The following is a 25709-nucleotide window of genomic DNA, read 5'->3' as shown; positions in this document are numbered from 1 at the left end:
CATATCCAACGCCTGTCTCATCGCCGCGACGCCTTTTCTTCGCGGTACATGGACCACAGGAAATAGGCGATGAAGAACAACATGATCACAAAGAGCACAACCGCGATGGCAGAGCCGTAGCCCATGCGGAAGCCGTATTCCGAGAGCGCTTTTTCGAACATGTAGAACGACAGGACCCGCGTCTGCCCGAAGGGCCCGCCATTGGTCATGATCGAGATCAGGTCAAACGAGCGCAGCGCGCCGATGATGGTCACGACGAAGGCGATGAAGGTCGCAGGCTTGAGCTGCGGCAGGATCACGTACCAGAGCATCTTGGGCCCCTTGGCCCCATCCAGCCGCGCCGCCTCAACCTGTTCGGGATCAACCGCATTGAGGCCCGTGAGATAAAGGATCATGCAATAGGCCGTCTGCGGCCAGAGCCCTGCCGCGATGATCCCGTAAGTGGCAAGTGTCGGATCGCCCAGCACATTGATTGGCCCCAAGCCGAACCAGCCCAGAAAGCCGTTCAGGAGCCCCACATTGGGCAGGTAGAACCACGAGAACACCAGCCCCACGACCACTTGGCTCAGCACGAAGGGAAAGAAGAACATCGACTTGTAGAGCCGGATGCCCCAGACGTTCTGGTTCAGAAACAAAGCGATAAAGAGCCCCGCCGGGATCGCCAGCAGGTAGAGCGCCAGCCATTTGACGTTGTTCCACAGCGAGATCTCGAACGCGCGATCCGTCATCAGTTCGTTGTAGTTGCGCAGCCCCACATATTCCGCCTGTCCCAGACCATCCCACTCATACAGCGAGATGTTGAAGCTCTGGAAAATCGGGATGATCACATAGACCGCAAAGAACAAAACCCCCGGGATCAGGAAGAAGATCGGGGTGAGCGCAATCTCGTTGCGCTTGTACCAGCCGCGTTTGGATTGCAGTTCCGTCTCGGGCACATTGGCGCTCGCTGTCATGGACACTCTCCGTTTTGGATCCGCAACCGGGTCGTTTGGGTCGCAGGGGCTTGGCATCTCCCCGCCTTATGCGGCGGGTCTGGTCCGAATGGGCGCTCTGACGGAGGCGAGGGGCGTGGGCTGTGACAGAGCGGTGTTACCCCCCGGGCCACCGTGTGGGCCGCCCGGGAAGATCGTGTGACGGCGGGTGGCTCGCAGCCACCCGCAGACGCCTTAGTAGATACGCTGACGCGCTTGCTCGAGACGGTTCAGGATGTCCTCGAGGTTGTCGGGGAACACCATGAATTCCTGCAGGCCTTCCATGCCCACGGACGCCATCTCGGCCGGGAAGTCACGGTCGAAGAACTGTGCAATTCCGCCTGTGGCGTTGTTCGACAGCATCTCGAAGCCCTGCTGGATGAATTCGTCATCCGCCACAGAGGCGTTTGCGTTCACCGGCAGCTGGCCCAGACCATCGGGCCCGTTGATGCGCGTCTGCACCTCGGCCGAGGTCACGTACTTCAGGAATTCCCGCGCCGCGTCCACGTTCTGCGCGCCGGAGGCCACGTGGAACGTGTCGGTCGGTGCGTCTTCGCCCATGGGCACGTCGGCAATTTTCGGGAATTGATAGAAGTCGAGCTGGCTGTCATCGAGACCGGCTTCGCGCAGCTGCGGCACGGCAAAGTTACCGATCAGGTAGGCCGTCGCCTCACCATTGACCACGAAGGGTAGGGCTTCCTGCCAGGAGTAGTTCTGGTGGTTGTCGATGAAGGCGCCCATGTCGATCAGCTTGCGCCAGTTGGCGAATGTCTCGCGCACGCGGTCATCGGTCCAGGCAACCTGACCTGTGGCCAGCTGCATGTGGAAGTCAAAACCGTTGGTGCGCATGTTGAGATAGTCAAACCAGCCGCCCGCGGTCCACAGGAACTTGGAGCCGATGGAGTAGCACTTGCGCCCGCTGTCGAGGATCGCCTGACAATTGGCCATCTCTTCTTCGAATGTCATGGGCTCGGAGAGACCCAGCTCGTTGAAGATGTCCTCGCGGTAGTAGATGCCCCACTGGTAGTAGGTGTAGGGCACGCCGAATTGCTTGCCGTCCATGGTCATCGCGCCTTTGACGGACTCGAGGCCCTCAAAATCGCCCGCATCCCACCAGTCGGAGATATCCATGAAGAGGCCCGCATCCACGAAGGGGCCCATGCGGTTGGCCGCATACCAGTTGATCACATCGGGCGGGTTCGCCGTCAGCGCGTTGCGGATCTGGCTCTTCCACGCTTCGCGATCCACGATCTCCAGCTCAACCGTCAGGTTGGGGTGCATCTCGTCGAATTCCGCCGCCATGCCTTCCATCGCCGCGCGCGGCGCGGGGTTGGACATGTCGGAGATGATCCGCAATGTGCCCTCAAGGTTGGAATGGCCTTCCGCCAGAGCCACGTTGGTCATGGCCGACGTGGCAAGAAGCGCCGCAAGCGGCGCCTTCATCAATGAACGCATGTTGTCCTCCCTATGCGTTTATATACGACACAAACCGCTGCTGTGGCTGCGCCGGGATCCTGTCTGTCAGTTCCACTATTTGGACCGACGTTTTGAATATTGATACTAGAGACCGACTCGGCCTATGCTGTCAAGACGCTCTGGTGCAACGGGAGATTGTGCAGGAGCAAATGGGAGGAATGCGGCATGACGACTCAGACGGCAGCCGGGGGAACAGTCGGCAAAGCCATGGAGGTGCTTGACCTCGTGGCGTCCTTCGGTCGTCCCGTGCGTTTTGCCGAGCTTCAGGCGGCGTCAGACTTTCCCAAGGCAACGCTCTACCGTCTGGTGCAAACCCTGCTTCAGCTGCACATGCTGAACTTCGATGATGACCGGCAAACCTACACGCCCGGGTTGCGCCTCGTGCGGCTGGCCCATGCGGCCTGGGCTGCATCCTCACTGGCGCCGCTGGCGCGCCCGCATATCGACAGGCTGTCCGCAGATGTCGGCGAGACGGTGCATCTGGCCCAGCTTGATGGCGGGCAGGTGCTTTATGTGGACAAGCGCAATGCGGTCGAGCCCATTGAGATGTATAGCCAGGCGGGCAAGGTGGGGCCCGCCTATTGCACGGGCGTGGGCAAGGTCATGCTGGCCTTCCTCAAAGAGGCCGATGCGACCAGCGCCATTGATCAGCAGAGCTTTCACCGCTTTACCGCCTCCACCCTGACCAGCGCAGAGGCCCTGCGCCGCGAGCTGGCTGACATTCGCCAACACGGCTACGGGTTTGACCGCGAAGAACACGAGCCCGGCATCATCTGCGTGGCCATGCCCATTCGCTCGGCTACCGGGCGCGTCCTGGGGGCGCTCTCGGTCACAAGTGCCACCTCGCGCACCAATCTGGCGGCCCTCGAAGGACTCGTTCCGCGCCTGCGCGACACCGCACAAGCCATTTCAGAGGAAGTCTCGAGCTTCCGTTTTCCCGATCAAACCATGCAACAGGAGAGATAGCCCATGTCCGGCGTGACGATGAACAAGGTGATCAAACGCTACGGCGAGACGCAGGTCATCCATGGTATCGATCTTGAAATCGAGGATGGTGAATTCTGCGTCTTCGTGGGGCCCTCCGGCTGCGGCAAGTCCACGCTGCTGCGCATGGTGGCGGGGCTGGAGGAGACCACCGAGGGCCAGATGCACATCGGCACGCGGAATGTCACGAAGATGGACCCGGCCGAGCGCGGTGTGGCCATGGTCTTTCAGACCTACGCGCTTTATCCGCATATGACAGTCGCGGAAAACATGGGGTTTGGCCTCAAGATGAACGGCCATCCCCGCGCCGAGATTGATGCCAAGGTGGGCGAGGCCAGCCGGATTCTCAAACTCGACGACTACCTCAAACGCAAACCCGCCGCGCTCTCGGGCGGTCAGCGCCAGCGGGTCGCCATTGGCCGCGCGATTGTGCGAGGGCCCGAAGTCTTCCTCTTTGACGAGCCGCTGTCGAACCTTGATGCCGAACTGCGCGTCGAGATGCGTGTCGAAATCGCGCGTCTGCACCGCGAGATTGGTGCCACGATGATCTACGTGACCCATGATCAGGTCGAAGCGATGACGCTGGCCGACAAGATCGTGGTGCTGAAATCCGGCTATATCGCGCAAGTGGGCGCGCCCATGGATCTCTACCGCGATCCCGACAACAAGTTCGTCGCAGGCTTCATCGGCAGCCCCGCCATGAATTTCGTGGCCGGGGAAATCGGGTCCGACCGGATCGCCGTGCCGGGCCTGGGCGTTGACGTCCCCGCACCAACCTCCGGGACAACAGGTCAGAAGGTCGAGGTCGGTCTGCGCCCCGAACATATCGAGCTGGTGGCGGGCGACACGCATGTGGTGGAGCTGACCGAGGCGCTTGGCGGCGTGTCCTACGCCTATCTGGCGAGCAAGGCCTCGGGTGAGCGCGTCGTCGTCGAGGAACGCGGCGATGAACGCGTGCGCGAGGGCCAGGAGGTGGGGATCACCTTCGAGCCCAACCGCATCTATGCCTTTGACGCCACAAGCGAACAGCGGGTGCGCTAGAGCCGCCCGCAATCCGCCCTGTCATGGTGCCAGCCCGGTGCCAGTGCTGCGCCGGGCCGGGGGGCTTATACTGCGCTCGGCAGAGCAACGTGCGCGTTCATCGCGCTATTGGGAAAGCATAAGCCGAGCCGAATACAGAGACAGGCAGGGTTCTCGAATCATTGACAAATGCTGTGTCCGTGCTGCTCGCTGATAATGCTATTTTTTTTAATTTGGAGACGATAATGAAGAGAGCCATTTTCACCAGCGCCGCTGCGCTTGCTTTTGTTGGTTCGGCCGCTGCTGCCGGATCCATAAACTTTGAAGAGTTTGCACCGGACAATGCAAATGGCCCCATGCAGGCTGATCGGTATGAGACCATGGGCGTCCTCTTTGACGCCACAGATGACGGCTCCACTTGGGAGGGTCTGGGCGCTGGTGACTTCGGGAACTGGGATCTTGAGGGCACAAACGGGTCCACGTTCATGGGCATTAATGGCAGCTCTTACGGTCTTACAATGAACTTTTTCGACACGGTGAGTTCGTTTAGTCTTGATGCGTCACGTGCCGCTGGATCAGACGCAGGCGACGCTCTGACCGTCACGGGATTGTTGAATGACGCGGTGCAAGACAGTGTCACTCTGACGTTTGGCGATATCAACTCCTGGAGCACGTTTTCACTGACCGGTCTCTTTGATGAGGTGACTGTGCAAGGCCAAGGACAAGGCTTTGGCTCGTTCGGTGTCGACAATCTCAATTGGGAGACAACAACGTCTCCCGTGCCAGTGCCCGCGAGCTTGCCTCTGGCTTTGCTGGGTCTCGGAGCGTTTGGGCTGTTGCGTCGGCGGGCGGCCCAAGCCTGAAGCCGCAGCGTCTGAAAGTAGCGAAAAGCCGTCACGATGTGGCGGCTCCTTTATGCGTCTTCCGGTTTGCGCGCCGCGTCACGTCGCGTCTGATCCAGTGATGCGCGCGCCGTGCCTGCGGTTCTTCTGCGCCTCGGCCCGGTCTTCGTCCGGGATTTGAACAACATCGCGTCGCCGCATCAGCTTGCGCCAGCGCATCTTGCGGATCAGCCCGGCTTTGACGGCTTCCTCATGCACCCGGCCCACGCGAATGGGGATCACGTCGAGCTCAAGGATCTTGGCAATGGCCAACCGGTGCATCCCTCCGCCGCCCATGATGCCGCGCCCGTCACGGGCGATATGGACAAAGATCCCCCCGAATTCGCGCCAATAGGCCGGATAGCCCAATTGCTGGCGCGTCTTCATGGCGCGGCGTTTGCCGATCTTCTTATACAGCCGGTCGATCTTCTGATAGCGCCGTTTGATGTCGTCCAGTGAGTTGCAGAAATCGGCTGTCCCTTCCTTGCGCAGCCGATGCATCAGGGGGCGATAAGCGCCGGCCTCGTGCCAACTATGCCCCTGTTGAAAGTGCAACCGACAGGCTTTCATTTTGGGCAGGTCTTCGATGTCCTCCAGCGTGTCGGCCATATCCCAGTCGCCGCCCAGCACGCGGGCACTGTCTTGCCGAAACGAGATCCGCTTGCCGTTGTGCACGCCGTAGAGCGCATGGGTGATCCGCGCAGGATCGATATAGAGGCATCCGTCGCCCAGCGGGGCGTTCCGGCCGTAGCGGATGATGTTGTGCGCGTCGCGCAGAGTGCGTTTGAGGTAGTAGGCAGACATGTCATTCAGGTAATGTGGCTTTGGGCAATTTGCCACCGGTCAGGCGCGCATCTCTCGCCAATCACGCGCGAGCAACGCGCTGACAACCGCAATGCCAACCAGCGCCAGTCCAGAGACCAGAGGCTCATTAAACCCATTGGCCACGATCACGCCAATCAGCGCCCAGATGAAGGCCGCCCCAAAGCTGTAGGCACCTGGACGCCGGGTCAAAATCGCCAGAGCCAGCGCAAGCGCCAGCACCAGTGCCGCGACCGCTGCCGTCACCGGGTCCATCAGCCCGTAACCCCCCGCCATCAGTCCCAGCGCCACGCAGGACGCCGCTGTGAGCCAGCCCGCATAGAGCCCGATCGGGCCTTCGCCCCAAAGCCTGTCAAACTCCGGCGCACGCAGAAGCGCCAGCACCGCAGGCCCCCACATCACCCAGATCAGCACCGTGGCCCAGAACGGGCTCACGAAGGCCACCGAGAGCCAGATCGCACCGACCGCCACCGAGAGCGCGAGCGGCCCCCGGATCGGATCCCAGATCGGATCATTGTGCCGCCGCAACCATTGAAAAAGCGCGCCTGCCAGCAGCCAGAGGTAAATCACCCCCCAGATCGAGAAGGCATAGCCCGCAGGCTGCACCGGCGGGTCATTCTGCGGGATCGGGAATTGATCGGCTTCAAAGCCGCCAAAATCCGGCGTCAAAAGCGGCGAGAGCCCGAAGGCGCAAACCGCGACAAAGAGCAGGAAGGGCATCAAACGTGTCATAGTCTTTAAACGCGCGAGCGCATCCTTTGGTTCACTCCATGGTTCCGTCAGCGGCAATCCGCGTCTTGCCGCGCAGGTAGGGATGCAGCGCCTCGGGCAGATCGACAGATCCATCCGCCTGCTGCCCGTTCTCCAGAACCGCAATCAGACAGCGCCCGACCGCGAGGCCCGAGCCATTGAGCGTATGCACAAATTCCGGCTTGCCGCCGCCTGCAGGTTTGAACCGCGCATTCATCCGCCGCGCCTGAAAATCACCGCAGACCGAACAGGAGCTGATCTCGCGATATGTGTTCTGCCCGGGCACCCAGACCTCGATGTCATGGGTACGTTGCGCGCCGAACCCCATATCGCCGGTGCAGAGCACAACCGTGCGATAGGGCAGGCCAAGCGCCTCCAGAATACCCTCGGCACAGCCCGTCATCCGGTCCAACTCTGCGCGGCTCTCATCGGGGTGGGTGATCGAGACCATCTCGACCTTCTCGAACTGGTGCTGGCGCAGCATGCCCGCCGTGTCGCGCCCCGCGCTGCCCGCTTCCGAGCGGAAACACTGGGAATGGGCCACATAGCGGCGCGGCAGATAGCTCTCCTCAACGGTCACGCCATTGACGATATTGGTCAATGTGACCTCGGATGTCGGGATCAGCCACCAGCCATTTGTCGTCTGATAGCTGTCCTCGCCGAACTTCGGCAACTGGCCTGTGCCCAGCATCATTTCCTCGCGCACGAGCACCGGCGTCCATGTCTCGGTCAGCCCGTTCTGCTCCACATGGGTGTCCACCATGAACTGCGCCAGCGCCCGGTGCACCCGCGCCACAGCGCCCGACAGTACGACAAAACGCGAGCCGGACAGCTTCGCCGCCGTCTCGAAATCCATCCCCGGCTGCACGCCGCCAATCTCGAAATGCTCCTTCGGCGTGAAGTCAAAATCGCGCGGCGCTCCCCATGTCTTGACCTCGACATTGTCGTCCTCATCCGCGCCCTCGGGCACGTCGTCAAAGGGCAGGTTGGGGATCTCCATGAGCCGCGCGGTCAGCGCATCGGACTTGGCCCTGGCCTCCGTCTGCATCTCGGCCACTTCGGCCTTCTTGGTCGCCACCAGCGCGCGCAGCCGCTCGAACTCCGCCTCATCGCCCGAAGCCTTGGCCGCGCCCACGGATTTGGCGGCCTTGTTCTGCTCGGCCTGCGCAGTCTCGGCGGTCTGGATCGCGGCGCGGCGCGCCTCATCCAGCGCAATCAACTCGGAAGAGACCCCGTCCACCCCACGCCGAGACAGAGCCGCATCAAAAGCAGCAGGATTCTCACGGATCAGGCGAATGTCATGCATGGGTCATCTCCTTGGGCACGCATCGTATCTGGAATCGCCCGGCCTCCTGCCAGACGTCCTGCGCGGCTTATGCCTGATTGGTAAATTCTTGGTAAGGGTGGTTTTTGCTTGGGGCAGGGCCTGTGGGGTTTGGGCCTGTGTTGGGTCCGGGGACACTCTCACCCTGTAGCGCAGCCAGCAATGCCTGAATCGCACCACGAACCGCGCCCAACAAACGCACTCCGTCGCAGAACAAGCGATGCGCTACATCGCGTCACAAACAGCATCGCACGAGCGCACTTGGTCGTGGAGCAAAGGGGCGCAGCCCCGCCACGACCAGCACCGACCCGCCCGGTCGCACCAAAGGTGCGCCCACCTAGTCTGGCTCGCTTTCAGCGAGACGGGGCGGTGCTTTTGTAAAGGACAGTGCATCGCTCTTTCCAAGCAATGACTAGTCCACCATGAACCGCACCCGAAAACCCGTCGCACGCACCACCCCACGGGCCGGTGCTGCCCGCGGCTCAGCCATCCACCTTGGGCAACGGCACCTCGTCCCAGCCTTCCTCCTTGGGCCGCGTGCGTTGTTGCTCGATGATCCAATCGCGCCAAAGTCGGAATGCGTCGTTCCAGTCTTCGGGCACTTCGATCCAGTGGTCCGGGCGCGCTGCGTGATCCAGCGAGGCCTCGTCTCCAACTACAAAGACCTGATCCGGATCAATTATTTTTTGCATCGGCTTGCCAAAAATTACCCCATAGAGCAAAGCTCCTCGAAAGCTGGTGTTATGGAAATAAGCGCTAACGCCAAAACGGGTATTCGTGAGCAACGCGCCATTCAAGTCAGTGGATACAAGTGAGGCGCCATCAAATTCCGCACTTGCTAGCGTCGAACCCCTGAGTGTAGCGCCATCAAAATAGGCTCCTTCGGCTTTAAGCCTTGTTGATTGAGTGCCTATAAGTTCAGCTCTTATCAGTTCGGCGCCGCGTACATCCGCGAAACCCAATTCTGCATGGTTCAATTTAGCCGCTGTACAATTTGCGCCATTGATTTTGGCGAGCACCAAATTCGCTTTTTGCATCTTCGCATTTTGCAAACAGCAACCTTGCATTTCAGCTTTGTACAGCTGGGCTTTCATCAATTCAGTCAGCGTCAAATCCGCCCCTTGAAGTTGAGCGCGCAGCAAATTCAAGCCTTTTAGCTTGCGGTTCGACAGATCGAGATGTGCTAGCGGTGCCCGTTCAAGACTAGGCACATAGTTTTTATACTCCTCGGGCACTACGCGGCGCTCAATGATGCTCAGACAGGTATCGATGTCGAGACGCATTGATTTGGCGGGATTGCTACTGCGCCAGCGTTCCCACTTCGAGTGTGACGCATCATCTTCCGGCATGTTGCCCGGTACGACCCCACTCGCATTCTCTCGGATATACGCCGTGAGTATTTCCATGATCATCACATGATGTTCCGGATTGTCCTTCATCAGCCGTTCGAGCGAGAGCAGACCGCCGATGCGCACTTCGAGGTTGGGTTCCGTCAGCGCGATATTCTGCCAAGGGGTTGTGTGCTCTGCGATAATGTCGTGACCGTCTTTGCGCTTGTCGGTGCGTTCGTCATACCATTCGAAATCGCCTTTGATTTTGTCGCCGTCCTGAAAGACGATTGTCCGCCCCAGCCGATTGACCTCCTTCTGTGCGCCAAGCGCTTCGACCGCACTGTTGATCCGGTCGGTCACGAGGCCCTGTTCCTGCGCATCGGTTTGGCGGGATGTGAACCAGAGGCGCGCGAGGGCGAGGGGGGCGGCGATCAGACCGCCGAGGGCTGTGATCAATCCGACGTAGCCCAGAATAAACCAGCGCAGGTTTTCGCCGCGCGTTGGGGCGTCGGATGCGATGAGCTCGAACATGAGCACGGAGACATTCCATGTCGCCCAGAAGGTCCGCGCGAAGAGGTAGGCCCAGAAGGGGGCGAGGCACAGGACGAAGATGATCACCCAGGTCTCGCTTTGCAGGCCTTTGGCCGGGTTAGCGGCATCTTCCTTTTTTGGCGTTGCCGCAACGATGCTCTGGATCACGAAAAAGAGCAGGGTGCCGCCGAGGAATAGCCAAAGGGCGGGGTGGGAGACGATCGAGAGATAGGTGTCGAGCATCGCAAATCCTTAACGCAATCTTGTCCCACGCTAGGGCAGCGCTTGGCAGCGCTCAAGATGAGGTGTTGCGCAGTGAGCGTGCGGTGCTCGGGCACAAAGCGAGGGCTTTTGTGCGATTTGGGGGGTGTTTCGCACAAATACCCCCCCTTTGCGCGTGGTTTCAGGCGTCGGGGATGTCGAAGCCCGGAGGGGCGAGGGTGAAGCCGTCGAAGGTGAAACCGGGGGAGACGATGCAGGAGACGAGGGCATAGGCGTCCGGGGTGTCCGCGCGGCATTCGGCGGCTTGCCAATGGTCTTTCTCGACGATGAGTTGGGGCGATTGACCGCCCAAAACGTCCGGTCCCAACAGGTCCGCACTGGCCGGGCCTTGCGCGGTCGCCGCGCGGCGCAGGGTCAGGGGGGATCCAGCGTGCCAGAGCCAGATTTCGGTCGCATCCACTTGATGCCAATGACTTTTTTCGCCTGCGCGCAACAAGAAGTAGATGCAGGTGGCCGTGGGGCGCCCGGCGTTGCCCGCGAACCATGTCTGGCGGTAATGCCCGCCTTCGGGATGGGGCGCGAGGCCGAGTTTGGCGATGATGTCCCGGGCGCTCATGGCAGGGTCTCGTCTTCAAGTTCGGGCGGGATCGTCGGGCGGTCCGGCAGGCAGAGGCGGAGCCGCAGACCGCCCTCATTTGCGTTTTCTATCAATAGCTTACCGCCTGCTTGTTCTGCAAATCCCTGCACCATCGACAGCCCCAGACCAGAACCTTTGCCGACGGGTTTGGATGTGTAGAAGGGTTCACTCAACCGCGTCAGCACCTCGTCCGGAACCCCCGGTCCACTGTCTTGCAGGACGATCTCGACCATCGCGGTGGCGCGGTCATCGGGTCGATTGGTCAGCCTGCGGGCCGACAGCGTCAAGGTGCCGGGGTTTGGGGCCATGGCGTCACGTGCATTGGTGGCGATGTTGAGCAGGGCGGATTGCAGGAGCGTCGGGTCTGCGAAGATCGTCAGATCGTCTTTCGCGGGTTTTATTTTGAGGCGCACATTCGCGGGCAGCAGACGGCGCGCCAACACGTCGAACTGCGCGATTTCAGCCGCGACATTCAGCAGACGCGGCGCCACTTGCGCCTTGCGCGAGAAGGCCAGAAGCTGCGAGACGAGATAGGCCGCGCGATCCACTGACCCGCGCGCTTCTGCGAGCAATGCGCGCTTCTCATCGGCCGCGTCGACAGCATCATGCAGATCGAGATTGCCGCGAATGACGGTCAGTATGTTGTTGAAATCATGCGCAATACCGGCAGTGAGCTGGCCGAGGGAAGCCATTTTCTGGCTCTGGGCCTCCTTGGCCTGGCCCAGGGCAATGCCTTCGCGCAGGCGCAGGGTAAACAGAAAGGAGTGCACGAAATAGGCCGCGAGAGACATGCAGGTGGTGGCAATGGCCCAGGTTTCGTATTGGGTCGTGGCATAGCGCGTCAGAAACAACGTCGCGATCAGGGTGGCCCCGGTGACGACGGCGATGTCCATCAGCGCGTGGGGGCTGCGCCGCGTGTGGCGCAAAGTGACGTGGACGCCCATGCCCGTCAGACCCACGAGCCCGATCAGGGCGAGGGCGAAGGAGCCGAATGTCATGATGTAGAGCGTCATGAACACGTACCAGCAGGGCAGCAGGAGCGCGAAGAAGTATCCAGCCGGGATGCGCCACGCAGCAGGCTCAAGGGTGCTTGGTCCCGTCACGCGGCAAAACATCAGCAAGATGGCAAAATAGCCAAACCCCCAGATGAGCGCGCCAAGGATGCCCATCGCGAGATAGAGCATCACGCCGGCAATTGCGATGATGGTGCCGCGCAGGATGAGCTCGGTGCGATCACCCGCTTCAGTCTCGTAGAGTTCACGCAGAATGCCGCGCCGGACCTGCTGTTGTGTCGGTTCCGCTGCTCCGGTCAACCATCGCGGTGATGCTTCGTCAGACACCAGCCCCTCTCATTCGCGCCACGTGCCAGCAAGAGTGCGGGAGAGGCACGGGTATTGCAACTGCTATCTCCCGCGATGCTGGGTCGGGGCGGAGCGCGCTCACCGCAAGATGGACGCTCCGGCGTAGATCGCGCTTTCGCCAAGCATTTCTTCGATACGGATCAACTGGTTGTACTTGGCGAGCCGGTCAGACCGGGCGAGGGAGCCGGTTTTGATCTGGCCACAATTCGTGGCCACGGCAAGATCGGCGATTGTTGCGTCCTCTGTCTCGCCGGAGCGGTGGGACATGACATTGGTGTAGCGCGCGCGGTGAGCCATTTCGACGGCGCGCAGCGTCTCGGAGAGCGAGCCGATCTGGTTGACCTTCACCAACATGGAATTGGCGCATCCACGCGCGATGCCATCTGCGAGGCGGGCAGGATTGGTCACGAAGAGATCATCGCCCACAAGCTGAACCTTGTCGCCAATGGCGTCTGTGAGGGCTTTCCAGCCGTCCCAATCATCTTCGCCCATGCCATCTTCGATGGAGATAATCGGATAATCCTTGACCAGTGCTTCAAGGTAGGCGGCGTTTTCCTCAGAAGAGAGCGTCTTGCCTTCGCCGGCGAGGACATATTTGCCATCCTTGAAATATTCCGTCGCGGCGCAATCCAGAGCGAGATGGATATCCTCGCCGGGTGTGTAGCCTGCCTTCTCGATGGATTTCAGAATAAAATCAAGGGTGTCCCGGGTAGAGCTCAGGTTGGGCGCAAAGCCCCCTTCATCGCCAACGCCGGTGGCGAGGCCTGCGCCAGAGAGCTCTTTCTTCAACGTATGAAAGACCTCGGACCCCATGCGCACGGCATCCCGGATATTCTCTGCCGCGACGGGCATGATCATGAATTCCTGAATGTCGATCGGGTTGTCCGCATGCTCCCCGCCATTGATGATGTTCATCATGGGCACGGGCAGCACGCGCGCCGATGTTCCGCCGACGTAGCGGTAAAGCGGCTGGCCCGTGAAATCCGCAGCCGCCTTTGCCGTTGCGAGGGAGATGCCCAGGATTGCGTTTGCACCGAGGCGGGCTTTGTTGTCCGTCCCGTCCATCTCGATCATGGCCGCGTCGATGGCTTCCTGTTCGCAGGCGTCAAAGCCAAGAAGACCTTCGGCCAGCTCACCGTTGACGGCGGCCACAGCCTCAAGAACGCCTTTGCCCATGTAGCGCGCCTTGTCGCCATCGCGTTTCTCTACAGCCTCGTAGGCACCTGTCGATGCGCCCGAGGGCACTGCTGCGCGGCCCATGGTGCCGTCTTCAAGCGTCACGTCGACTTCCACGGTCGGGTTGCCCCGGCTGTCCAGAATTTCGCGTGCGTGAATATCAATGATCGTGCTCATCTCGGCGTCCCCTTATCAAACGATTTGGCGCCGATGTAGCACTCCCATGCGCATTTGGAAACAGCCCATGTTACCGCTAACAGCCAATTCAGGGCAGGGAAGCCCGCGTCAGGCCGTCGCGCTTTGAGCCGCAACGCGCCTTTCGCGGAAAAACGTGTAGAGGCCGCTGCCAATAATGAGCGCGATGCCCAGCCAGGTTAGAAGGTCAGGGCGCTCGCCAAATATGCCGATCCCGATGAACAGCGCGAAGACCATGCGGGAGTAGCGGAAGGGCGTGACATAGGAGACATCGCCCAGCCGCATCGCGGAAACGATGGTCCAGTAGGCGAATAGCCCGATGGTCGCACAAAGCGCCACCGTGCCCAACAGGGTGGGTGTCAGGGGAGCAAGGCCGCTTGTCACGCTCAGCGCGAGGCCAACCGGGACCAGCAAGGCAAAGGCCTGAAACGACAATTGCAGCGAGTCCATGCTGGCGGGTACCCGCCGTGTGGCCAGATCGCGAAAGGCCAGCCCCAGCATGCCGCCAACGGCCCAGAGGGCTGCTGGATCAAACCCGGCCATGCCCGGCCGCAGGATCACCAGAACGCCCAGAAAACCGACAGACATGGCCGCCCATCGGCGCCACCCTACCGTTTCGCCCAGAAAAAGAACTGCCCCGAGGGTCACAACGAGCGGGGTGGCTTGCAGGATGGCGGAGGCTGTCGCGAGATCGACTTTGACCAGCGCCGTGACGAAGCAAACCGTGCCGAAGGCTTCCGAGAGGTTGCGCAGGATAACTGGGCCGCTCAATGTCTCCGGTGGAAAGAGCGCCACGCCGCGCAGGCGCAGGACGATCAAGAGGGCCAGACCGCCAAAAGCTCCCAGCATTGCAATGATCTGGCCCGGGGGCAGGGCGCCGCCCATGCCCTTGATCAGCGCATCCTCGACCGCAAACCCGGCCATGGCCAGCACCATGAAAAGCGCACCGCGATTGTTGGGGGTCATGTTTGCTGCGCCCTCAGCTCTGCCGCTTCAGCGGCACGCCGTAAAGCTCCATGCGGTGGCCCTTCAGCTCATAGCCCAGCTTGCGTGCGATCTTTTCCTGCAGGGCTTCGATCTCGGCATCGACAAATTCGATGACCTCGCCGGATTGCAGATCGATCAGATGATCATGATGCTCCCGTTCGGCATCTTCATAGCGCGCGCGGCCGTCGCCGAATTCAAGCTTCTCGAGAATGCCCGCCTCTTCGAAGAGCTTGACCGTGCGGTATACGGTGGCAATGGATATGCCCGCATCCCGCGCACTGGCCCGGGCGTAGAGTTCTTCGACATCGGGATGATCGGCACTGTCCTCCAACACCGCCGCGATGGTGCGGCGCTGATCCGTCATTCGCAGGCCTTTGGCTTCGCAGCGTGCGATGATGGTGCTGTCGGACATGGGGACCTCGCTCGGATATGCGCTCTCCTCTAGGCGATTGCGGAGAGAAGAAAAAGGGGCGTTGCGCCGATTGCTGCGCGCCAGGGAGCAGGCGCGCAGGCTCAGATCGGCTCATTTCGCGCGTTCGGCCGCGTAGACAATGGCGCGCAGGTAGTTTCCGCTGTCATTCCAGACCGACAGCACGTTGAAATTCTGGCTGCCGGGGCCAAACGGCTGGCCTTTGCGCCAGCCATTGCGCGAGAGCATGTTGGCGGCAGAGGCCAGCGCATCAACGGCATTGTAGGGATCTGCGCGCCCGTCGCCATTGCCGTCCACGCCGTAGCGCAGCCAGTTGCCCGCAAGAAACTGCATATGCCCGAGCTCGCCGGAGGGTCCACCTTTGGTGGAGGTGCTGATCATCCCGCGATCGACCATCTCGAGCGCGGCCAGCGCGTGGGATTCAAAGCGCGGATGGCGGCGGCAGTAAGAGGCGAGTGTCACAGCGCCATCGACGATGCGCGTGCCGCCCAAATACCCGCCCCAGGAGGTCTCAAGGCCCCAGATGGATGCCAAGAGCGATCCGGGCACGCCAAAGCGCTGTTCGATGGAGGCAAAAGTGTTGGGGTTGCGCGCCATGCGGTTCTTGACGCCATTGATGAAGGCTTGCGCGGTAGAGCCGGATCGTTTGGCCAGAAAACGCGCGGGATCCGCGGCCAGCGTGCCGGTTTGTGTGGAGGGGTTGGATTCAAACTTCCACGTGATGTTGGACAGCTTCGCGCCCGCCAGCGCCTGTTGGCCGCGCTGGCCAATGCCGTTGGCGGCCAGTTGCGAGGCGAACTGGTTTTTATAGGCGTTCCAATTGCCCTTCGAGGTGATGCAGGTCGCGGCGCTGACAGGGGCCGCGAGAGCGCTCGCCAAAACGAGGCTTGCAAATACGTTTTTGATCATGGACTTCCCACTCGCTGAATTTGCGCCACTTTAGCGAGGCACTTGACCTGCGCCAAGGTCTGGATTTCCCGAAGTCGGTAGGTGGTGGCAAGCGGGCGACCGACGGATTGCCTGAAATATGGGCAAATTAAAGAGTTGGTAAAGGTGTTTGCGTATGACGCCCTGTGATCATGAGGCCAACGGACGGTCTCGCCAGCCGTGGAGCGTGCCTATGCAGATCCTTGAAGCACCTATGTCCCAGGCCTCGCTCGAGGATTTTGTCAACGAGGCCATGCGCGTTGTCTGGCAAGAGGGGCAGACCGAGCAGATTGATCGTTTCTATACCGATGATGCCGAAATCCGCGGCGTTATTCCCAATGATGTCGTGAGCCGGTCCGAACTGGCCAATATGCTCGATCACCTGCTCATGTTGGTGAGCATTGATGAGGTCCGGGTACACAGCCTCGTCTGGGATGGCGCGCAAAAGGCATCTTGCGTGACCGATTTGACGATCACGCATAAGGTAAGCGGGAAGGTTGGCAGGATCCCCGCCTCCATCTACGCGGAATTCAAAGACAATCGCATCCATCGCAGCAGCAGTGTTATTGACTACCTGTGTTTGCTCGAACAGCTGGAGCTGTTGCCGGATGGCGCGCTTTTCCTGGGTTTGACCGGTCAGGTACTCAAATAGACGCTGTGCGACGCTTGCGTGCCGTTGCAACCCCGCCAAAGCCAGTCAATGTGAGCAGCCCGCCTGCGGGCAGTGGTACGGGGGCTGTCGTGGTCGTTTCGAGCGCCGGCCCCGCGTATGTCGATTGCCGTGATCGCGGCGCCAATAAAAGCGTCAAAAGTTCTTATTTTTAGTGACTTATCCTCGATCCTAAACGAACACCCTTTGGTTTTTCACGCAGCAAAGCCCCGACAAAGCCAAACCCCTTTGAGTCAATGACCCCAAGGCGCTGCACCGAAAAAAGGCGCCCGGGGTATCGGGCGCCTTCTCAAATGTTGTGGTGATCCAGATCCGGAAAGGTCCGGCCGGAACGCATTAGCAGGAGTAGTACATGCCGAACTCAACGGGGTGCGGCGTGTGCTCGTAATGCTCCACCTCTTCCATCTTGAGCTCGATGTAGCCCTCGATCTGGTCTTTGGTGAACACGTCACCGGCCAGCAGGAAGTCCATATCGGCTTGCAGCTCTTCGATCGCTTCGCGCAAGGAGCCACAGACCGTTGGGATGCCCGCAAGCTCTTCCGCTGGGAGATCGTAGAGGTTCTTGTCCATCGCCTCGCCGGGATCGATCTTGTTCTTGATGCCGTCGAGACCGGCCATCAGGAGCGCTGCGAAACACAGGTAGGGGTTGGCGGAGGGATCGGGGAAGCGCGCTTCCACACGTTTCGCCTTGGGGTTCTCCGTCCACGGGATCCGGACACAGCCCGAGCGGTTGCGTGCGGAATAGGCCCGCAGAACCGGTGCCTCGAACCCGGGGATCAAACGCTTGTAGGAGTTCGTCGAGGGGTTGGTGAAGGCGTTCAGCGCTTTTGCGTGCTTCAGGATGCCCCCGATGAAATAGAGCGCTTCCTGGCTCAGATCGGCATATTTGTCGCCTGCGAAGAGCGGCTTCCCGTCTTTCCAGATCGACATGTTGCAATGCATGCCGGTGCCGTTATCGCCATAGATGGGCTTGGGCATGAACGTCGCCGATTTGCCATAGGCCTGGGCCACGTTGTGGATGACATATTTGTATTTCTGCAGCTCATCGGCCTGTTTGGTCAGCGAGCCAAAAACGAGACCAAGCTCGTGCTGGCACGAGGCCACCTCGTGGTGGTGCTTATCGACCTTCATGCCAAGGCGCTTCATCGTCGAGAGCATCTCGGAGCGGATGTCCTGGCCGTCATCGATGGGGTTGACCGGGAAGTAGCCGCCCTTGATGCCGGGGCGATGGCCGGTGTTGCCCATCTCGTATTCGGTGTCGGTGTTCCATGATCCGTCGAGTGCGTCGACCTCATAGGAGACCTTGTTGATCGAGTTCGAGAACCGCACGTCGTCAAACAGGAAAAACTCCGCTTCCGGTCCCCAGTAGGAAACGTCACCGATGCCGGAGGACTTCAGATAGGCTTCCGCCTTCTCGGCCGTCCCGCGCGGGTCGCGCTCATAGGCTTCGCCGGTGTCCGGCTCGACGATGGAGCAATGCACACAGACCGTTTTCTCGGCATAGAACGGATCAAGATAGGCGCTGTCGCAATCTGGCATCAGCTTCATGTCGGAGTTCTCGATGGACTTCCAACCCGCGATAGAGGAGCCGTCAAACATGAAGCCCTCCTCGAGGAAGTCTTCATCGACCTCATCGACGATGACTGTGACGTGCTGCAGCTTGCCGCGCGGATCGGTAAAGCGGATGTCTACGTATTCGACGCTTTCGTCCTTGATCATCTTGAGCAGGTCTTTTGCGCTCATTTTCTCTTCCCTTCTGTCAAAAATGGGTCGTTTAGCTGGTGTTTAGAGTGCATCCACGCCGGACTCGCCCGTCCGGATGCGAATGGCTTGTTCGACGGGAGATACGAAGATTTTCCCGTCGCCGATCTTGTCAGTCTTGGCCGCGCTGACGATCGCTTCGATCGCCCCGTCCACCTGATCGGCATCGAGGACAACCTCGATTTTTACCTTCGGCAGAAAGTCCACGACATATTCGGCGCCGCGGTACAGTTCGGTATGGCCTTTCTGACGCCCAAAGCCCTTGACTTCGATGACCGACAGCCCCTGAACGCCAACGTCTTGCAACGCCTCTTTCACCTCATCGAGTTTGAACGGTTTGATGATGGCTTCGATCTTTTTCATGGGGCTGTCTCCTCGCGCCGGCTTTGGCCAACCCCAGACCACTTCTGTTTGGGAGGGACAATCTGCTAGGCTGCCCAGTGATGAGAAATCGTGCAACGCGCCGAACGTGCGATGAAAATTTAGACAAAACGATCAAAAAGTAAGCAAAAGTGAATCGGAGTGCCTACGAAATGACAGAGCTGCTCACATCAGACCAGATGCGACGCATTGAGCAAGCGGCCATGGCTAGCGGTGCGGTGACAGGTTTGCAGCTCATGGAGCGGGCCGGGCAGGGCGTTGTGACGGAGGTGTTCAAGTGGCGGCCAGAGTTGGCCGTCGGCGTGCATCGTGCCTCCATTCTATGTGGTCCGGGCAATAACGGTGGAGACGGCTATGTGATCGCGCGGGCGCTGGAAGAGCGCGGCTGGGATGTTGAAGTATTCGCGCTCGCGCCGCCCAAGACACCTGACGCTCAGGCCATGGCACGCGCATGGGGCGGGACTGCGCGGGCGCTGTCGGAGGAGTCGTTTCGCGCAAGTGCAGATGCGGACCTTTACGTGGACGCGATTTTCGGAACGGGCCTGAGCCGCGCGCCGGAAGGCGATCTGGCGTCTCTTCTGGCGCATCTGGGTGGGTCAGGGGGGGATTACGCACATTTTCACCCACGCCTCGTTGCGGTGGATGCGCCGACGGGGTTGTGTCTGGATTCTGGGCGTCAATTGGCAGGTGGCACGTCAGACTCCGGCGAAAGCTCTGTTCCACTGGCGGGGCTCACGGTCACGTTTGAGTGCCCGAAGCTCGGGCATTTTCTTGCGGACGGTCCTGCGGCTTGCGGTCAATTGGCTGTGGTTGATCTGGCGCTCAGCACTTGGCGCGGCACTGATCCGAAGGAAGGGTATGTCCGGCCTGCGCGCATATCGATTGTGGACCGCAAGGTCTGGGCTGCGCCCTGCGCCAACGATGCTTTGGCGTCGAGGATCTCGATCCCGAAATGGCAGGGCCATAAATTTGACAATGGCGACGTTCTGGTTGTCACTGGAGGGCTGGGTGCGACTGGCGCGGCGCGCTTGGCGGCCCGTGCCGCTTTGCGTGTCGGTGCCGGGCTGGTCACTTTGGCCGCTCCACGGGCGGCGATCCCCGAATGCGCGGCGCAGATCACGTCGATCATGTTGAAGCCCTGTGATGATCCAGCGGAGCTTACCGCATTGCTGGCTGACAAACGACGCAGGGCGGTGTGTATCGGGCCCGGTTTGGGGCTGGATGACCGCGCAGCGGCGCTTGTGGCTGCGGTTTTGGACAGTGGTACAGCGGCAGTTCTGGACGCGGATGCGCTCACTTTGATCGCCCGCGACGCGGCGCTGCAGGAGAAATTGCACAAAGATTGCATCCTGACCCCGCATATGGGTGAGTTCCGCAGGCTTGCACCCGATCTGGCCGATGCCTTGCTGCACCCGCGCGCATTGGCTGCGCGCGACAGGCCCAAGACCTATGCGGACAGGCTCAAGGCGGAAAAGTCCATGGGTCAGTTCCGTGAAACCGCTCAAGCCGCGTTGACAGGCCCCGCCACATCAAAGGTGGATGTCGCGCGCGAGGCGGCAGCTCGGCTCGGCTGTGGCATCGTGCTGAAGGGACCCGACACTGTCTTTGCGCCAAACATAGGTCCGGTCTTTGTGCATGCCGCAGTTTATGATCGTTCCGTGCCCTGGCTGGCCACGGCGGGCGCGGGAGACGTGCTTGCGGGGCTGATTGCGGGGCAGGTCGCAAAGGCGCCCGGTGCGGACCTGAGCATGGTTCCGCCCGCGATCTGGCTGCATGCGGAGGCCGCGCGTCTGTTTGGACCAGGGCTCATTGCGGAAGACTTGCCCGATATGATCCCGGCGGTTTTGCGAAACATGCAGGAGGCAGGGGCACGTAGCTGACCCGCCTTAATCCGGCGTGTCAAACAGTGGCGTGTATGTGTTGCTGCTCGACACTCAATTCAAGCCCATCCGCGTAGACAATATGCGGGCGATCAAAAACAAGATCGAAAACCCGCATGTCCACGTTATGCCATTGCTTGGCAAAGCATCCGTCAACAAGCGCCTGCGCGGGAAACAGAGCGGTCGAGGTGCCGTAAAATGCCTGCGCGCGCCAGTCACGGATGAGGATTTTCTGATCAGGCGGCACGACTGTGTCTACTTGCGGACATGCGTGACTGACCGATCTTTGGCTAAAACGTATGGGGTCACACTGGATCACGCGCGCGCGGATGCCGCGCAGTCGGACCGCGCCTTGATCCCGGGTGATGATCTTGTCGCCCACCTCCAGATGCTCGACGGGCAACGCGCCATCCAGTGTGTAGATGACACTGCCAGCCGCGATACCGGTCGCGGGGGATGGATCGTCGAGAGTGCATTGCTCCCGGTGCGCCGCGAGCTGCGCCATCGCCAGCCCGTTGGGCAGAATGCCTCTGCCGTGGCGCCGGGCCATTTTTGGCTCCATAGCGCTATCCTTGTCTAACCTGCCTCGGTTTTCGCAAAGATATCTCAAGAGATTGCTAAAGTCGCAGCACTTTTTTGGCTCGCATCCCGAGTGTGTCTTTGATATCCGGGCGCCGTTGCGGGTGTGGCGGAATTGGTAGACGCACCAGATTTAGGTTCTGGCGCCGCGAGGCGTGGGGGTTCGAGTCCCTTCACCCGCACCATAGAGTATTTTGGCAAAGCCAAAATACGAACGGCGTACACAAAAGCGCGCAGCTCGAAGCGACAGGTGATTGCCCGCAATCACCGAAAGCTTGCACCAGCTACCGCGCCGCAAACACGCTACAGCAAAACAGATCCAAACAGCTCCGAATCCACCTTGCGCGCGAAGGCGTCGCCGCTTAGACAGGCGCGGATTTTGACCGCCGCGGACGCCTCTGCGGCCCCAATGCAATGGATAAGGACGACATGCAGGTCACCGAAACACTGAATGAAGGTCTCAAGCGCGGCTATGCCATCACGGTTACAGCTGCGGAACTGGACGCCAAGGTCAACGAAAAGCTGGCCGAAGCGCAGCCAGAAGTTGAGATGAAAGGCTTCCGCAAAGGCAAGGTGCCGATGCCGCTGCTCAAGAAGCAGTTTGGCCAGCGCCTCATGGGCGAAGCGATGCAGGAAAGCATCGATGGCGCCATGAACCAGCATTTTGAGGAAAGCGGTGATCGGCCCGCGCTTCAGCCCGAGGTCAAGATGACCAACGAGGACTGGAAAGAAGGCGACGACGTCCATGTCGAGATGAGCTATGAAAAGCTGCCCGACATCCCCGAAGTTGATCTCAAAGCGCTCTCCGTGGAGCGCATGGTCGCCAAAGCCGGAGACGATGAGGTTGAAGAGGCTCTGGGCAATCTTGCCGAGACGGCTCAGGACTTCAAAGCGCGCCGCAAGGGCTCCAAAGCCAAGGATGGCGATCAGGTTGTCATGGATTTCGTCGGCAAGGTCGACGGAGAGGCATTTGAAGGCGGTTCAGCCGAAGATTATCCGCTCGTGCTGGGCTCCAATTCCTTCATTCCCGGCTTCGAAGAGCAGCTTGTCGGCGTGAAGGCTGGTGAAGAAAAAGAGGTCAACGTGGCGTTTCCAGCGGAATACGGCGCTGAAAACCTCGCGGGCAAGGATGCGGTGTTCTCCTGCACGATCAAAGAGGTCAAAGAGCCTGTTGCCGCGGAGATTGACGACGAGCTCGCCAAGAAGTTTGGCGCGGAAGATCTCGCTGGTCTGAAAGGCCAGATCTCCGAGCGTCTCGAAGCGGAATATTCTGGTGCCGCACGCGCGGTTGTGAAGCGCGATCTGCTGGACCAGCTGGATGAAGCGGTCAAATTTGATCTGCCGCCGTCGCTTCTCGAGGCGGAAGCCAAGCAGATTGCCCACCAGCTGTGGCACGAAGAAAACCCGGACGTTGAAGGCCATGATCATCCCGAGATCGAGCCCACAGACGAGCACAACACTTTGGCGGAACGCCGTGTCCGGCTGGGCCTGCTTCTGGCCGATATCGGTCAAAAGGCCGAAGTGGAGGTCTCTGATGCGGAATTTACCCAGGCTGTGATGGCTCAGGCGCGTCAGTATCCGGGTCAGGAACGCCAGTTCTTTGAATTCGTGCAACAAAACGCCCAGATGCAGCAGCAGCTGCGCGCGCCTTTGTTTGAAGAAAAGGTGGTCGACTACATTCTGGAGCTTGCAGATGTGACGGAAAAAACCGTAACGAAAGACGATCTGCAAAAAGCTGTGGAAGCGCTGGAAGACGAATAAGCGTCACCACACGACAAGTGTTTGAGAAACCCGCTGCGATGCAGCGGGTTTTTTCTTTTGCCTTACGTCCCTGTCATGGGCTGTGGTGTATCAAGCCGCGCCAAGCGCTTGGGCGAGGCGAATGGCGGCATCGCGTTCGTGCTCGTCCAGTGCGTCAGAATATTGTTCGTTCAAATAGCGTTTCAAAATCGAGGGCAGGGAGCCTGATTGCTTGGCGTCGTGACACGACGGCGTTTTGCATTGTGCGGCTTTTGCTAAAATGATCACCCTGTCATCCTCGGCAAAATGTGCTGCGGGGTGCGTATGACGCATGTCTGTGTCTCCGGTAACGACTTGTTAAGCAATCCTCCGGCAAAAAAGTTAACGAGGGATGAATAGAGCAAATGCGAATGAAAAAAGCGCCCCCACCGTGGTGGAGGCGCTTCAAGAGCGTGCAATGATCAAAGCGCTTAGGCTTCGTCGTTCTCGGTCCCTTCGACCACATCCGAGGAGGGGTCTTCGGTTTCCATACCGGCGGCCTCGGCGAGGTCGTCGTCATCCGACGCAGCCGCACCGATATCGTCAAACAGTTCCGCGATCTCGAATTCAGCCGCGGCTTCTTCTTCCGCAGCTAGCTCCTGGATCGATTTGCCGGTTGCTTGCAACGCGGCTTCCTCTTCCGAGCGGGCGACGTTCAGCTTGATCGTCGCGCTGACTTCGGGGTGCAGGATGACGGCCACTTCGTGCAGGCCGAGCTCCTTGATGGGGGACTCGATGCGCACCTGTTTGCGGTCGACCGAGAAACCCGCAGCTGTAGCGGCCTCGGCGCTGTCGCGCGGGGTCACGGAGCCATAGAGCGAACCTGCGTCTGAGGCCTGACGGATGATGATGAACTGCTCACCATCAAGGCGGGACGCCATGTCTTCGGCTTCTTTCTTGGTCTCCAGATTGCGCGCTTCCAGCTGCGCTTTCTGGGCCTCGAAGCTATCGATGTTGGCTTGGCTTGCTGTCAGGGCTTTGCCCTGGCGCAGCAGGAAGTTGCGGGCATAGCCGGGTTTGACATCAACGACATCACCCATTTGGCCCAGCTTGGCCACGCGTTCCAGAAGGATCACTTGCATGTCAGTTACTCCTTACTTCACGGCGTAGGGCAGAAGGGCGAGGAAGCGGGCGCGCTTGATAGCACGGGCCAGCTCACGCTGCTTCTTGGCCGAGACGGCAGTGATACGGGACGGCACGATCTTGCCACGCTCAGAGATGTAGCGTTGCAGCAGGCGCGTGTCCTTGTAGTCGATCTTGGGTGCATTGTCGCCCGAGAAGGGGCAGACTTTGCGACGGCGGAAAAACGGTTTTGCAGCCATGGTCCAGTCTCCTCTTATCGGCGCTCGCGGCGACCTTCACGGTCGTCACGTTTTTGCATCTGTACCGAGGGGCCCTCGGCATGCTCGTCAACCTTGATCGTCAGGATGCGCATGACATCATCATGCAGGCGCATCAGGCGCTCCATTTCCTGAACCGCAGGCGCAGGCGCGTCGGTCTTCAGGAAGGCATAATGGCCTTTGCGGTTTTTGTTGATCTTATAGGCCATCGTTTTGACGCCCCAGTATTCATGCTCAACGACTTTGCCGTCGTTGTCTGCCAGAACGCTGGAAAAATGTTCGATGAGGCCTTCAGCTTGCGTCGTGGACAGGTCCTGACGCGAAATGAAAACATGCTCGTAGAGCGGCATGTGTATCTCCGTTCTTCTATCAAGGCGCGTTTCATAGGCAGGGGCCCGGTTTCCCGAAATCCTTCCGCACCCCAGCCACGAGAGCCCGCGCGGTCAATCATGATCGCGGAAGGATGGGTGCGGATACCGTGGGTGCACTCAAAACGCAAGCGGGGAAATGAGCGCTCTGAGAGGACGGCGTATTTGCCTCCCGGGCTTGCGCGTGTTGAACGGCAATTGCGCTGCGTATCCTGTTTGACAGACCGGTGCGCGATCACGAAGGATAAAGGCACGTCCTTTTGACCAAGGAGCCTTTTGCGTCATGAAATCCTTCGCCACTTTTTTGTTTGCCATGGCAATGGCCAGTCTGCCTGCCATCAGCTGGTCAGATACGGACCTCGCCGAATATTATGTCGAGTTGGGGCCGCAGGACTTTTACAATTCATCCGGCAAGCGCCTGACATCGGGTGCTGCGATTTTCCAGCAGGACAGAGCCAATGTGCATCGTTTTGGCATCCGCCATGGCGGCGACAGTCTGGATCCCTTTTTCGCAAGTCGCGCCAATCGCGCCCGGATCCCGCAGCTTTTCACCGATCCCAACAACCGGCGTTGGTTGGATGACATCGCCCGCATGAACCCTGAGACGGCTGCGCGTCGCGGATTTGCGGATTACGTTGTCATTATTTGCGGCAATGGCAACACGATCACGCGCCTGATCCTGGATTATGCCGATGGCGATGCCCGTTCGAGCTGCTGAGGCGCGTCGCATCTGACCATACGGTCAGGCAATGTCGCTGGGATGTGAAACACGGGGCCCGCGCGCCGAACGCGGATGTGCGGGTTGTGGATCGAGACGAGTGATGCTGCGCCTCATTGGCGAAAGGGCCGTGAGATCGCGACCAGCGTTGGCGGTTCTGTCCTGCCTTCACACAATCGTTTGTTTCATGTGAGCGGGCCACAGCCCA

27 protein-coding genes and 1 tRNA gene are annotated in these 25709 nt (G+C 60.1%); 8 read left to right on the top strand and 20 right to left on the bottom strand.

Going from position 1 to position 25709, the window contains the following annotated elements:
* Positions 1–17: 17 nt before the first annotated feature.
* Both ACP15S_RS09025 and ACP15S_RS09020 read right to left on the bottom strand, forming a co-directional pair.
* Complete coding sequence (locus ACP15S_RS09025) at positions 18–953, bottom strand: carbohydrate ABC transporter permease (protein ID WP_425039235.1); 936 nt, start codon at positions 951–953, stop codon at positions 18–20.
* A 213-nt stretch (positions 954–1166) separates the two neighbouring features.
* Positions 1167–2426: an ABC transporter substrate-binding protein gene (locus tag ACP15S_RS09020; RefSeq protein WP_425039234.1), complete on the bottom strand. Its 1260-nt coding sequence runs from the start codon at positions 2424–2426 to the stop codon at positions 1167–1169.
* A 186-nt stretch (positions 2427–2612) separates the two neighbouring features.
* Here ACP15S_RS09020 and ACP15S_RS09015 point away from each other — a divergent pair, with 186 nt between their 5' ends.
* From ACP15S_RS09015 to ACP15S_RS09005, 3 genes are all read left to right on the top strand, one after another.
* A complete protein-coding gene (locus ACP15S_RS09015; protein ID WP_425039233.1) occupies positions 2613–3413 on the top strand; it encodes an IclR family transcriptional regulator in 801 nt (266 codons plus the stop codon).
* Positions 3414–3416: 3 nt separating this feature from the next.
* Positions 3417–4472 (top strand): ABC transporter ATP-binding protein, encoded by a 1056-nt coding sequence (locus ACP15S_RS09010; RefSeq protein ID WP_425039232.1) that lies wholly within the window; start codon positions 3417–3419, stop codon positions 4470–4472.
* A 224-nt stretch (positions 4473–4696) separates the two neighbouring features.
* A complete protein-coding gene (locus tag ACP15S_RS09005) occupies positions 4697–5314 on the top strand; it encodes a PEP-CTERM sorting domain-containing protein (protein WP_425039231.1) in 618 nt (205 codons plus the stop codon).
* 78 nt (positions 5315–5392) lie between these two features.
* Here ACP15S_RS09005 and ACP15S_RS09000 read toward each other — a convergent pair whose 3' ends face one another.
* The 10 genes from ACP15S_RS09000 to ACP15S_RS08955 all read right to left on the bottom strand — a co-directional run bounded on the left by ACP15S_RS09000 (position 5393) and on the right by ACP15S_RS08955 (position 16007).
* The gene (locus ACP15S_RS09000) at positions 5393–6136 is read right to left on the bottom strand and encodes a hypothetical protein (RefSeq protein WP_425039230.1); all 744 of its coding nucleotides are present in this window, start codon (positions 6134–6136) and stop codon (positions 5393–5395) included.
* 39 nt (positions 6137–6175) lie between these two features.
* On the bottom strand, positions 6176–6886 hold the full coding sequence (locus ACP15S_RS08995) for a hypothetical protein (protein ID WP_425039229.1): 711 nt from the start codon (positions 6884–6886) through the stop codon (positions 6176–6178).
* A gap of 31 nt (positions 6887–6917) precedes the next feature.
* Complete coding sequence (gene serS / locus ACP15S_RS08990) at positions 6918–8210, bottom strand: serine--tRNA ligase (RefSeq protein ID WP_425039228.1); 1293 nt, start codon at positions 8208–8210, stop codon at positions 6918–6920.
* A gap of 500 nt (positions 8211–8710) precedes the next feature.
* Positions 8711–10333: a pentapeptide repeat-containing protein gene (locus ACP15S_RS08985; protein WP_425039227.1), complete on the bottom strand. Its 1623-nt coding sequence runs from the start codon at positions 10331–10333 to the stop codon at positions 8711–8713.
* Positions 10334–10493: 160 nt separating this feature from the next.
* Positions 10494–10928, bottom strand: coding sequence for a cupin domain-containing protein (locus tag ACP15S_RS08980; RefSeq protein WP_425039226.1), 435 nt, complete (start codon positions 10926–10928; stop codon positions 10494–10496).
* Positions 10925–12289 (bottom strand): sensor histidine kinase, encoded by a 1365-nt coding sequence (locus ACP15S_RS08975; RefSeq protein ID WP_425039225.1) that lies wholly within the window; start codon positions 12287–12289, stop codon positions 10925–10927. The genes ACP15S_RS08980 and ACP15S_RS08975 overlap by 4 nt, the downstream gene beginning before the upstream one ends.
* Positions 12290–12388: 99 nt before the next feature.
* On the bottom strand, positions 12389–13663 hold the full coding sequence (eno, locus tag ACP15S_RS08970; protein WP_425039224.1) for a phosphopyruvate hydratase: 1275 nt from the start codon (positions 13661–13663) through the stop codon (positions 12389–12391).
* Positions 13664–13771: 108 nt separating this feature from the next.
* On the bottom strand, positions 13772–14647 hold the full coding sequence (locus tag ACP15S_RS08965) for a DMT family transporter (protein ID WP_425039223.1): 876 nt from the start codon (positions 14645–14647) through the stop codon (positions 13772–13774).
* A gap of 13 nt (positions 14648–14660) precedes the next feature.
* Positions 14661–15080 (bottom strand): Fur family transcriptional regulator, encoded by a 420-nt coding sequence (locus ACP15S_RS08960; protein WP_425039222.1) that lies wholly within the window; start codon positions 15078–15080, stop codon positions 14661–14663.
* A gap of 111 nt (positions 15081–15191) precedes the next feature.
* Positions 15192–16007 (bottom strand): lytic murein transglycosylase, encoded by an 816-nt coding sequence (locus ACP15S_RS08955; RefSeq protein WP_425039221.1) that lies wholly within the window; start codon positions 16005–16007, stop codon positions 15192–15194.
* Between the two features lie 211 nt (positions 16008–16218).
* On the opposite strand from ACP15S_RS08955, the gene ACP15S_RS08950 reads away from it, so the two are divergent.
* Positions 16219–16677, top strand: coding sequence for a hypothetical protein (locus tag ACP15S_RS08950; protein WP_425039220.1), 459 nt, complete (start codon positions 16219–16221; stop codon positions 16675–16677).
* On the opposite strand, the gene ACP15S_RS08945 is transcribed toward ACP15S_RS08950, so the two are convergent.
* The 3 genes from ACP15S_RS08945 to ACP15S_RS08935 all read right to left on the bottom strand — a co-directional run bounded on the left by ACP15S_RS08945 (position 16670) and on the right by ACP15S_RS08935 (position 18819).
* Complete coding sequence (locus tag ACP15S_RS08945; protein ID WP_425039219.1) at positions 16670–16822, bottom strand: VPLPA-CTERM sorting domain-containing protein; 153 nt, start codon at positions 16820–16822, stop codon at positions 16670–16672. The two genes, ACP15S_RS08950 and ACP15S_RS08945, sit on opposite strands and share 8 nt — an antisense overlap.
* 209 nt (positions 16823–17031) lie before the next feature.
* Positions 17032–18438: a type I glutamate--ammonia ligase gene (gene glnA, locus ACP15S_RS08940; RefSeq protein ID WP_425039218.1), complete on the bottom strand. Its 1407-nt coding sequence runs from the start codon at positions 18436–18438 to the stop codon at positions 17032–17034.
* 42 nt (positions 18439–18480) lie between these two features.
* Entirely contained in the window at positions 18481–18819 is a 339-nt protein-coding gene (locus tag ACP15S_RS08935; RefSeq protein ID WP_425039217.1) for a P-II family nitrogen regulator, read from the bottom strand.
* 170 nt (positions 18820–18989) lie between these two features.
* Between ACP15S_RS08935 and ACP15S_RS08930 the strand changes: the two genes are divergently transcribed.
* Positions 18990–20717 carry an NAD(P)H-hydrate epimerase gene (locus tag ACP15S_RS08930; protein WP_425039216.1) on the top strand — a complete coding sequence of 576 codons (1728 nt, stop codon included), beginning with the start codon at positions 18990–18992 and terminating at the stop codon, positions 20715–20717.
* A gap of 19 nt (positions 20718–20736) precedes the next feature.
* Here ACP15S_RS08930 and ACP15S_RS08925 read toward each other — a convergent pair whose 3' ends face one another.
* The gene (locus ACP15S_RS08925) at positions 20737–21267 is read right to left on the bottom strand and encodes a Hint domain-containing protein (RefSeq protein ID WP_425039215.1); all 531 of its coding nucleotides are present in this window, start codon (positions 21265–21267) and stop codon (positions 20737–20739) included.
* Between the two features lie 129 nt (positions 21268–21396).
* Here ACP15S_RS08925 and ACP15S_RS08920 point away from each other — a divergent pair.
* A tRNA-Leu gene (locus tag ACP15S_RS08920) sits at positions 21397–21481 on the top strand.
* Positions 21482–21725: 244 nt separating this feature from the next.
* On the top strand, positions 21726–23057 hold the full coding sequence (gene tig / locus ACP15S_RS08915; RefSeq protein WP_425039681.1) for a trigger factor: 1332 nt from the start codon (positions 21726–21728) through the stop codon (positions 23055–23057).
* Positions 23058–23147: 90 nt separating this feature from the next.
* On the opposite strand, the gene ACP15S_RS08910 is transcribed toward tig, so the two are convergent.
* The 4 genes from ACP15S_RS08910 to rpsF form a co-directional block, all read right to left on the bottom strand.
* Positions 23148–23369: a hypothetical protein gene (locus tag ACP15S_RS08910; protein WP_425039214.1), complete on the bottom strand. Its 222-nt coding sequence runs from the start codon at positions 23367–23369 to the stop codon at positions 23148–23150.
* 137 nt (positions 23370–23506) lie between these two features.
* Positions 23507–24157 carry a 50S ribosomal protein L9 gene (gene rplI / locus ACP15S_RS08905; RefSeq protein ID WP_425039213.1) on the bottom strand — a complete coding sequence of 217 codons (651 nt, stop codon included), beginning with the start codon at positions 24155–24157 and terminating at the stop codon, positions 23507–23509.
* Between the two features lie 12 nt (positions 24158–24169).
* Positions 24170–24397, bottom strand: coding sequence for a 30S ribosomal protein S18 (gene rpsR / locus ACP15S_RS08900; RefSeq protein WP_005982441.1), 228 nt, complete (start codon positions 24395–24397; stop codon positions 24170–24172).
* Between the two features lie 14 nt (positions 24398–24411).
* Complete coding sequence (gene rpsF / locus ACP15S_RS08895; protein ID WP_425039212.1) at positions 24412–24765, bottom strand: 30S ribosomal protein S6; 354 nt, start codon at positions 24763–24765, stop codon at positions 24412–24414.
* Positions 24766–25066: 301 nt separating this feature from the next.
* Here rpsF and ACP15S_RS08890 point away from each other — a divergent pair, with 301 nt between their 5' ends.
* On the top strand, positions 25067–25501 hold the full coding sequence (locus ACP15S_RS08890) for a hypothetical protein (protein WP_425039211.1): 435 nt from the start codon (positions 25067–25069) through the stop codon (positions 25499–25501).
* Positions 25502–25709: the final 208 nt, after the last annotated feature.

The organism is Primorskyibacter sp. S187A, assembly GCF_049800955.1.
Lineage (GTDB): Bacteria > Pseudomonadota > Alphaproteobacteria > Rhodobacterales > Rhodobacteraceae > JAKVBH01.
This window is presented reverse-complemented; position numbering and strand designations above follow the sequence as displayed.

Excerpts from the sequence above, each read along its gene's own strand:
- ACP15S_RS09025 (WP_425039235.1), bottom strand. The coding sequence starts at position 953 with ATGACAGCGAGCGCCAATGTGCCCGAGACGGAACTGCAATCCAAACGC.
- ACP15S_RS09020 (WP_425039234.1), bottom strand. The coding sequence starts at position 2,426 with ATGCGTTCATTGATGAAGGCGCCGCTTGCGGCGCTTCTTGCCACGTCG.
- ACP15S_RS09015 (WP_425039233.1), top strand. The coding sequence starts at position 2,613 with ATGACGACTCAGACGGCAGCCGGGGGAACAGTCGGCAAAGCCATGGAG.
- ACP15S_RS09010 (WP_425039232.1), top strand. The coding sequence starts at position 3,417 with ATGTCCGGCGTGACGATGAACAAGGTGATCAAACGCTACGGCGAGACG.
- ACP15S_RS09005 (WP_425039231.1), top strand. The coding sequence starts at position 4,697 with ATGAAGAGAGCCATTTTCACCAGCGCCGCTGCGCTTGCTTTTGTTGGT.
- ACP15S_RS09000 (WP_425039230.1), bottom strand. The coding sequence starts at position 6,136 with ATGTCTGCCTACTACCTCAAACGCACTCTGCGCGACGCGCACAACATC.
- ACP15S_RS08995 (WP_425039229.1), bottom strand. The coding sequence starts at position 6,886 with ATGACACGTTTGATGCCCTTCCTGCTCTTTGTCGCGGTTTGCGCCTTC.
- serS (WP_425039228.1), bottom strand. The coding sequence starts at position 8,210 with ATGCATGACATTCGCCTGATCCGTGAGAATCCTGCTGCTTTTGATGCG.
- ACP15S_RS08985 (WP_425039227.1), bottom strand. The coding sequence starts at position 10,333 with ATGCTCGACACCTATCTCTCGATCGTCTCCCACCCCGCCCTTTGGCTA.
- ACP15S_RS08980 (WP_425039226.1), bottom strand. The coding sequence starts at position 10,928 with ATGAGCGCCCGGGACATCATCGCCAAACTCGGCCTCGCGCCCCATCCC.
- eno (WP_425039224.1), bottom strand. The coding sequence starts at position 13,663 with ATGAGCACGATCATTGATATTCACGCACGCGAAATTCTGGACAGCCGG.
- ACP15S_RS08965 (WP_425039223.1), bottom strand. The coding sequence starts at position 14,647 with ATGACCCCCAACAATCGCGGTGCGCTTTTCATGGTGCTGGCCATGGCC.
- ACP15S_RS08960 (WP_425039222.1), bottom strand. The coding sequence starts at position 15,080 with ATGTCCGACAGCACCATCATCGCACGCTGCGAAGCCAAAGGCCTGCGA.
- ACP15S_RS08955 (WP_425039221.1), bottom strand. The coding sequence starts at position 16,007 with ATGATCAAAAACGTATTTGCAAGCCTCGTTTTGGCGAGCGCTCTCGCG.
- ACP15S_RS08950 (WP_425039220.1), top strand. The coding sequence starts at position 16,219 with ATGCAGATCCTTGAAGCACCTATGTCCCAGGCCTCGCTCGAGGATTTT.
- glnA (WP_425039218.1), bottom strand. The coding sequence starts at position 18,438 with ATGAGCGCAAAAGACCTGCTCAAGATGATCAAGGACGAAAGCGTCGAA.
- ACP15S_RS08935 (WP_425039217.1), bottom strand. The coding sequence starts at position 18,819 with ATGAAAAAGATCGAAGCCATCATCAAACCGTTCAAACTCGATGAGGTG.
- ACP15S_RS08930 (WP_425039216.1), top strand. The coding sequence starts at position 18,990 with ATGACAGAGCTGCTCACATCAGACCAGATGCGACGCATTGAGCAAGCG.
- ACP15S_RS08925 (WP_425039215.1), bottom strand. The coding sequence starts at position 21,267 with ATGGCCCGGCGCCACGGCAGAGGCATTCTGCCCAACGGGCTGGCGATG.
- tig (WP_425039681.1), top strand. The coding sequence starts at position 21,726 with ATGCAGGTCACCGAAACACTGAATGAAGGTCTCAAGCGCGGCTATGCC.
- ACP15S_RS08910 (WP_425039214.1), bottom strand. The coding sequence starts at position 23,369 with ATGCGTCATACGCACCCCGCAGCACATTTTGCCGAGGATGACAGGGTG.
- rplI (WP_425039213.1), bottom strand. The coding sequence starts at position 24,157 with ATGCAAGTGATCCTTCTGGAACGCGTGGCCAAGCTGGGCCAAATGGGT.
- rpsR (WP_005982441.1), bottom strand. The coding sequence starts at position 24,397 with ATGGCTGCAAAACCGTTTTTCCGCCGTCGCAAAGTCTGCCCCTTCTCG.
- rpsF (WP_425039212.1), bottom strand. The coding sequence starts at position 24,765 with ATGCCGCTCTACGAGCATGTTTTCATTTCGCGTCAGGACCTGTCCACG.
- ACP15S_RS08890 (WP_425039211.1), top strand. The coding sequence starts at position 25,067 with ATGAAATCCTTCGCCACTTTTTTGTTTGCCATGGCAATGGCCAGTCTG.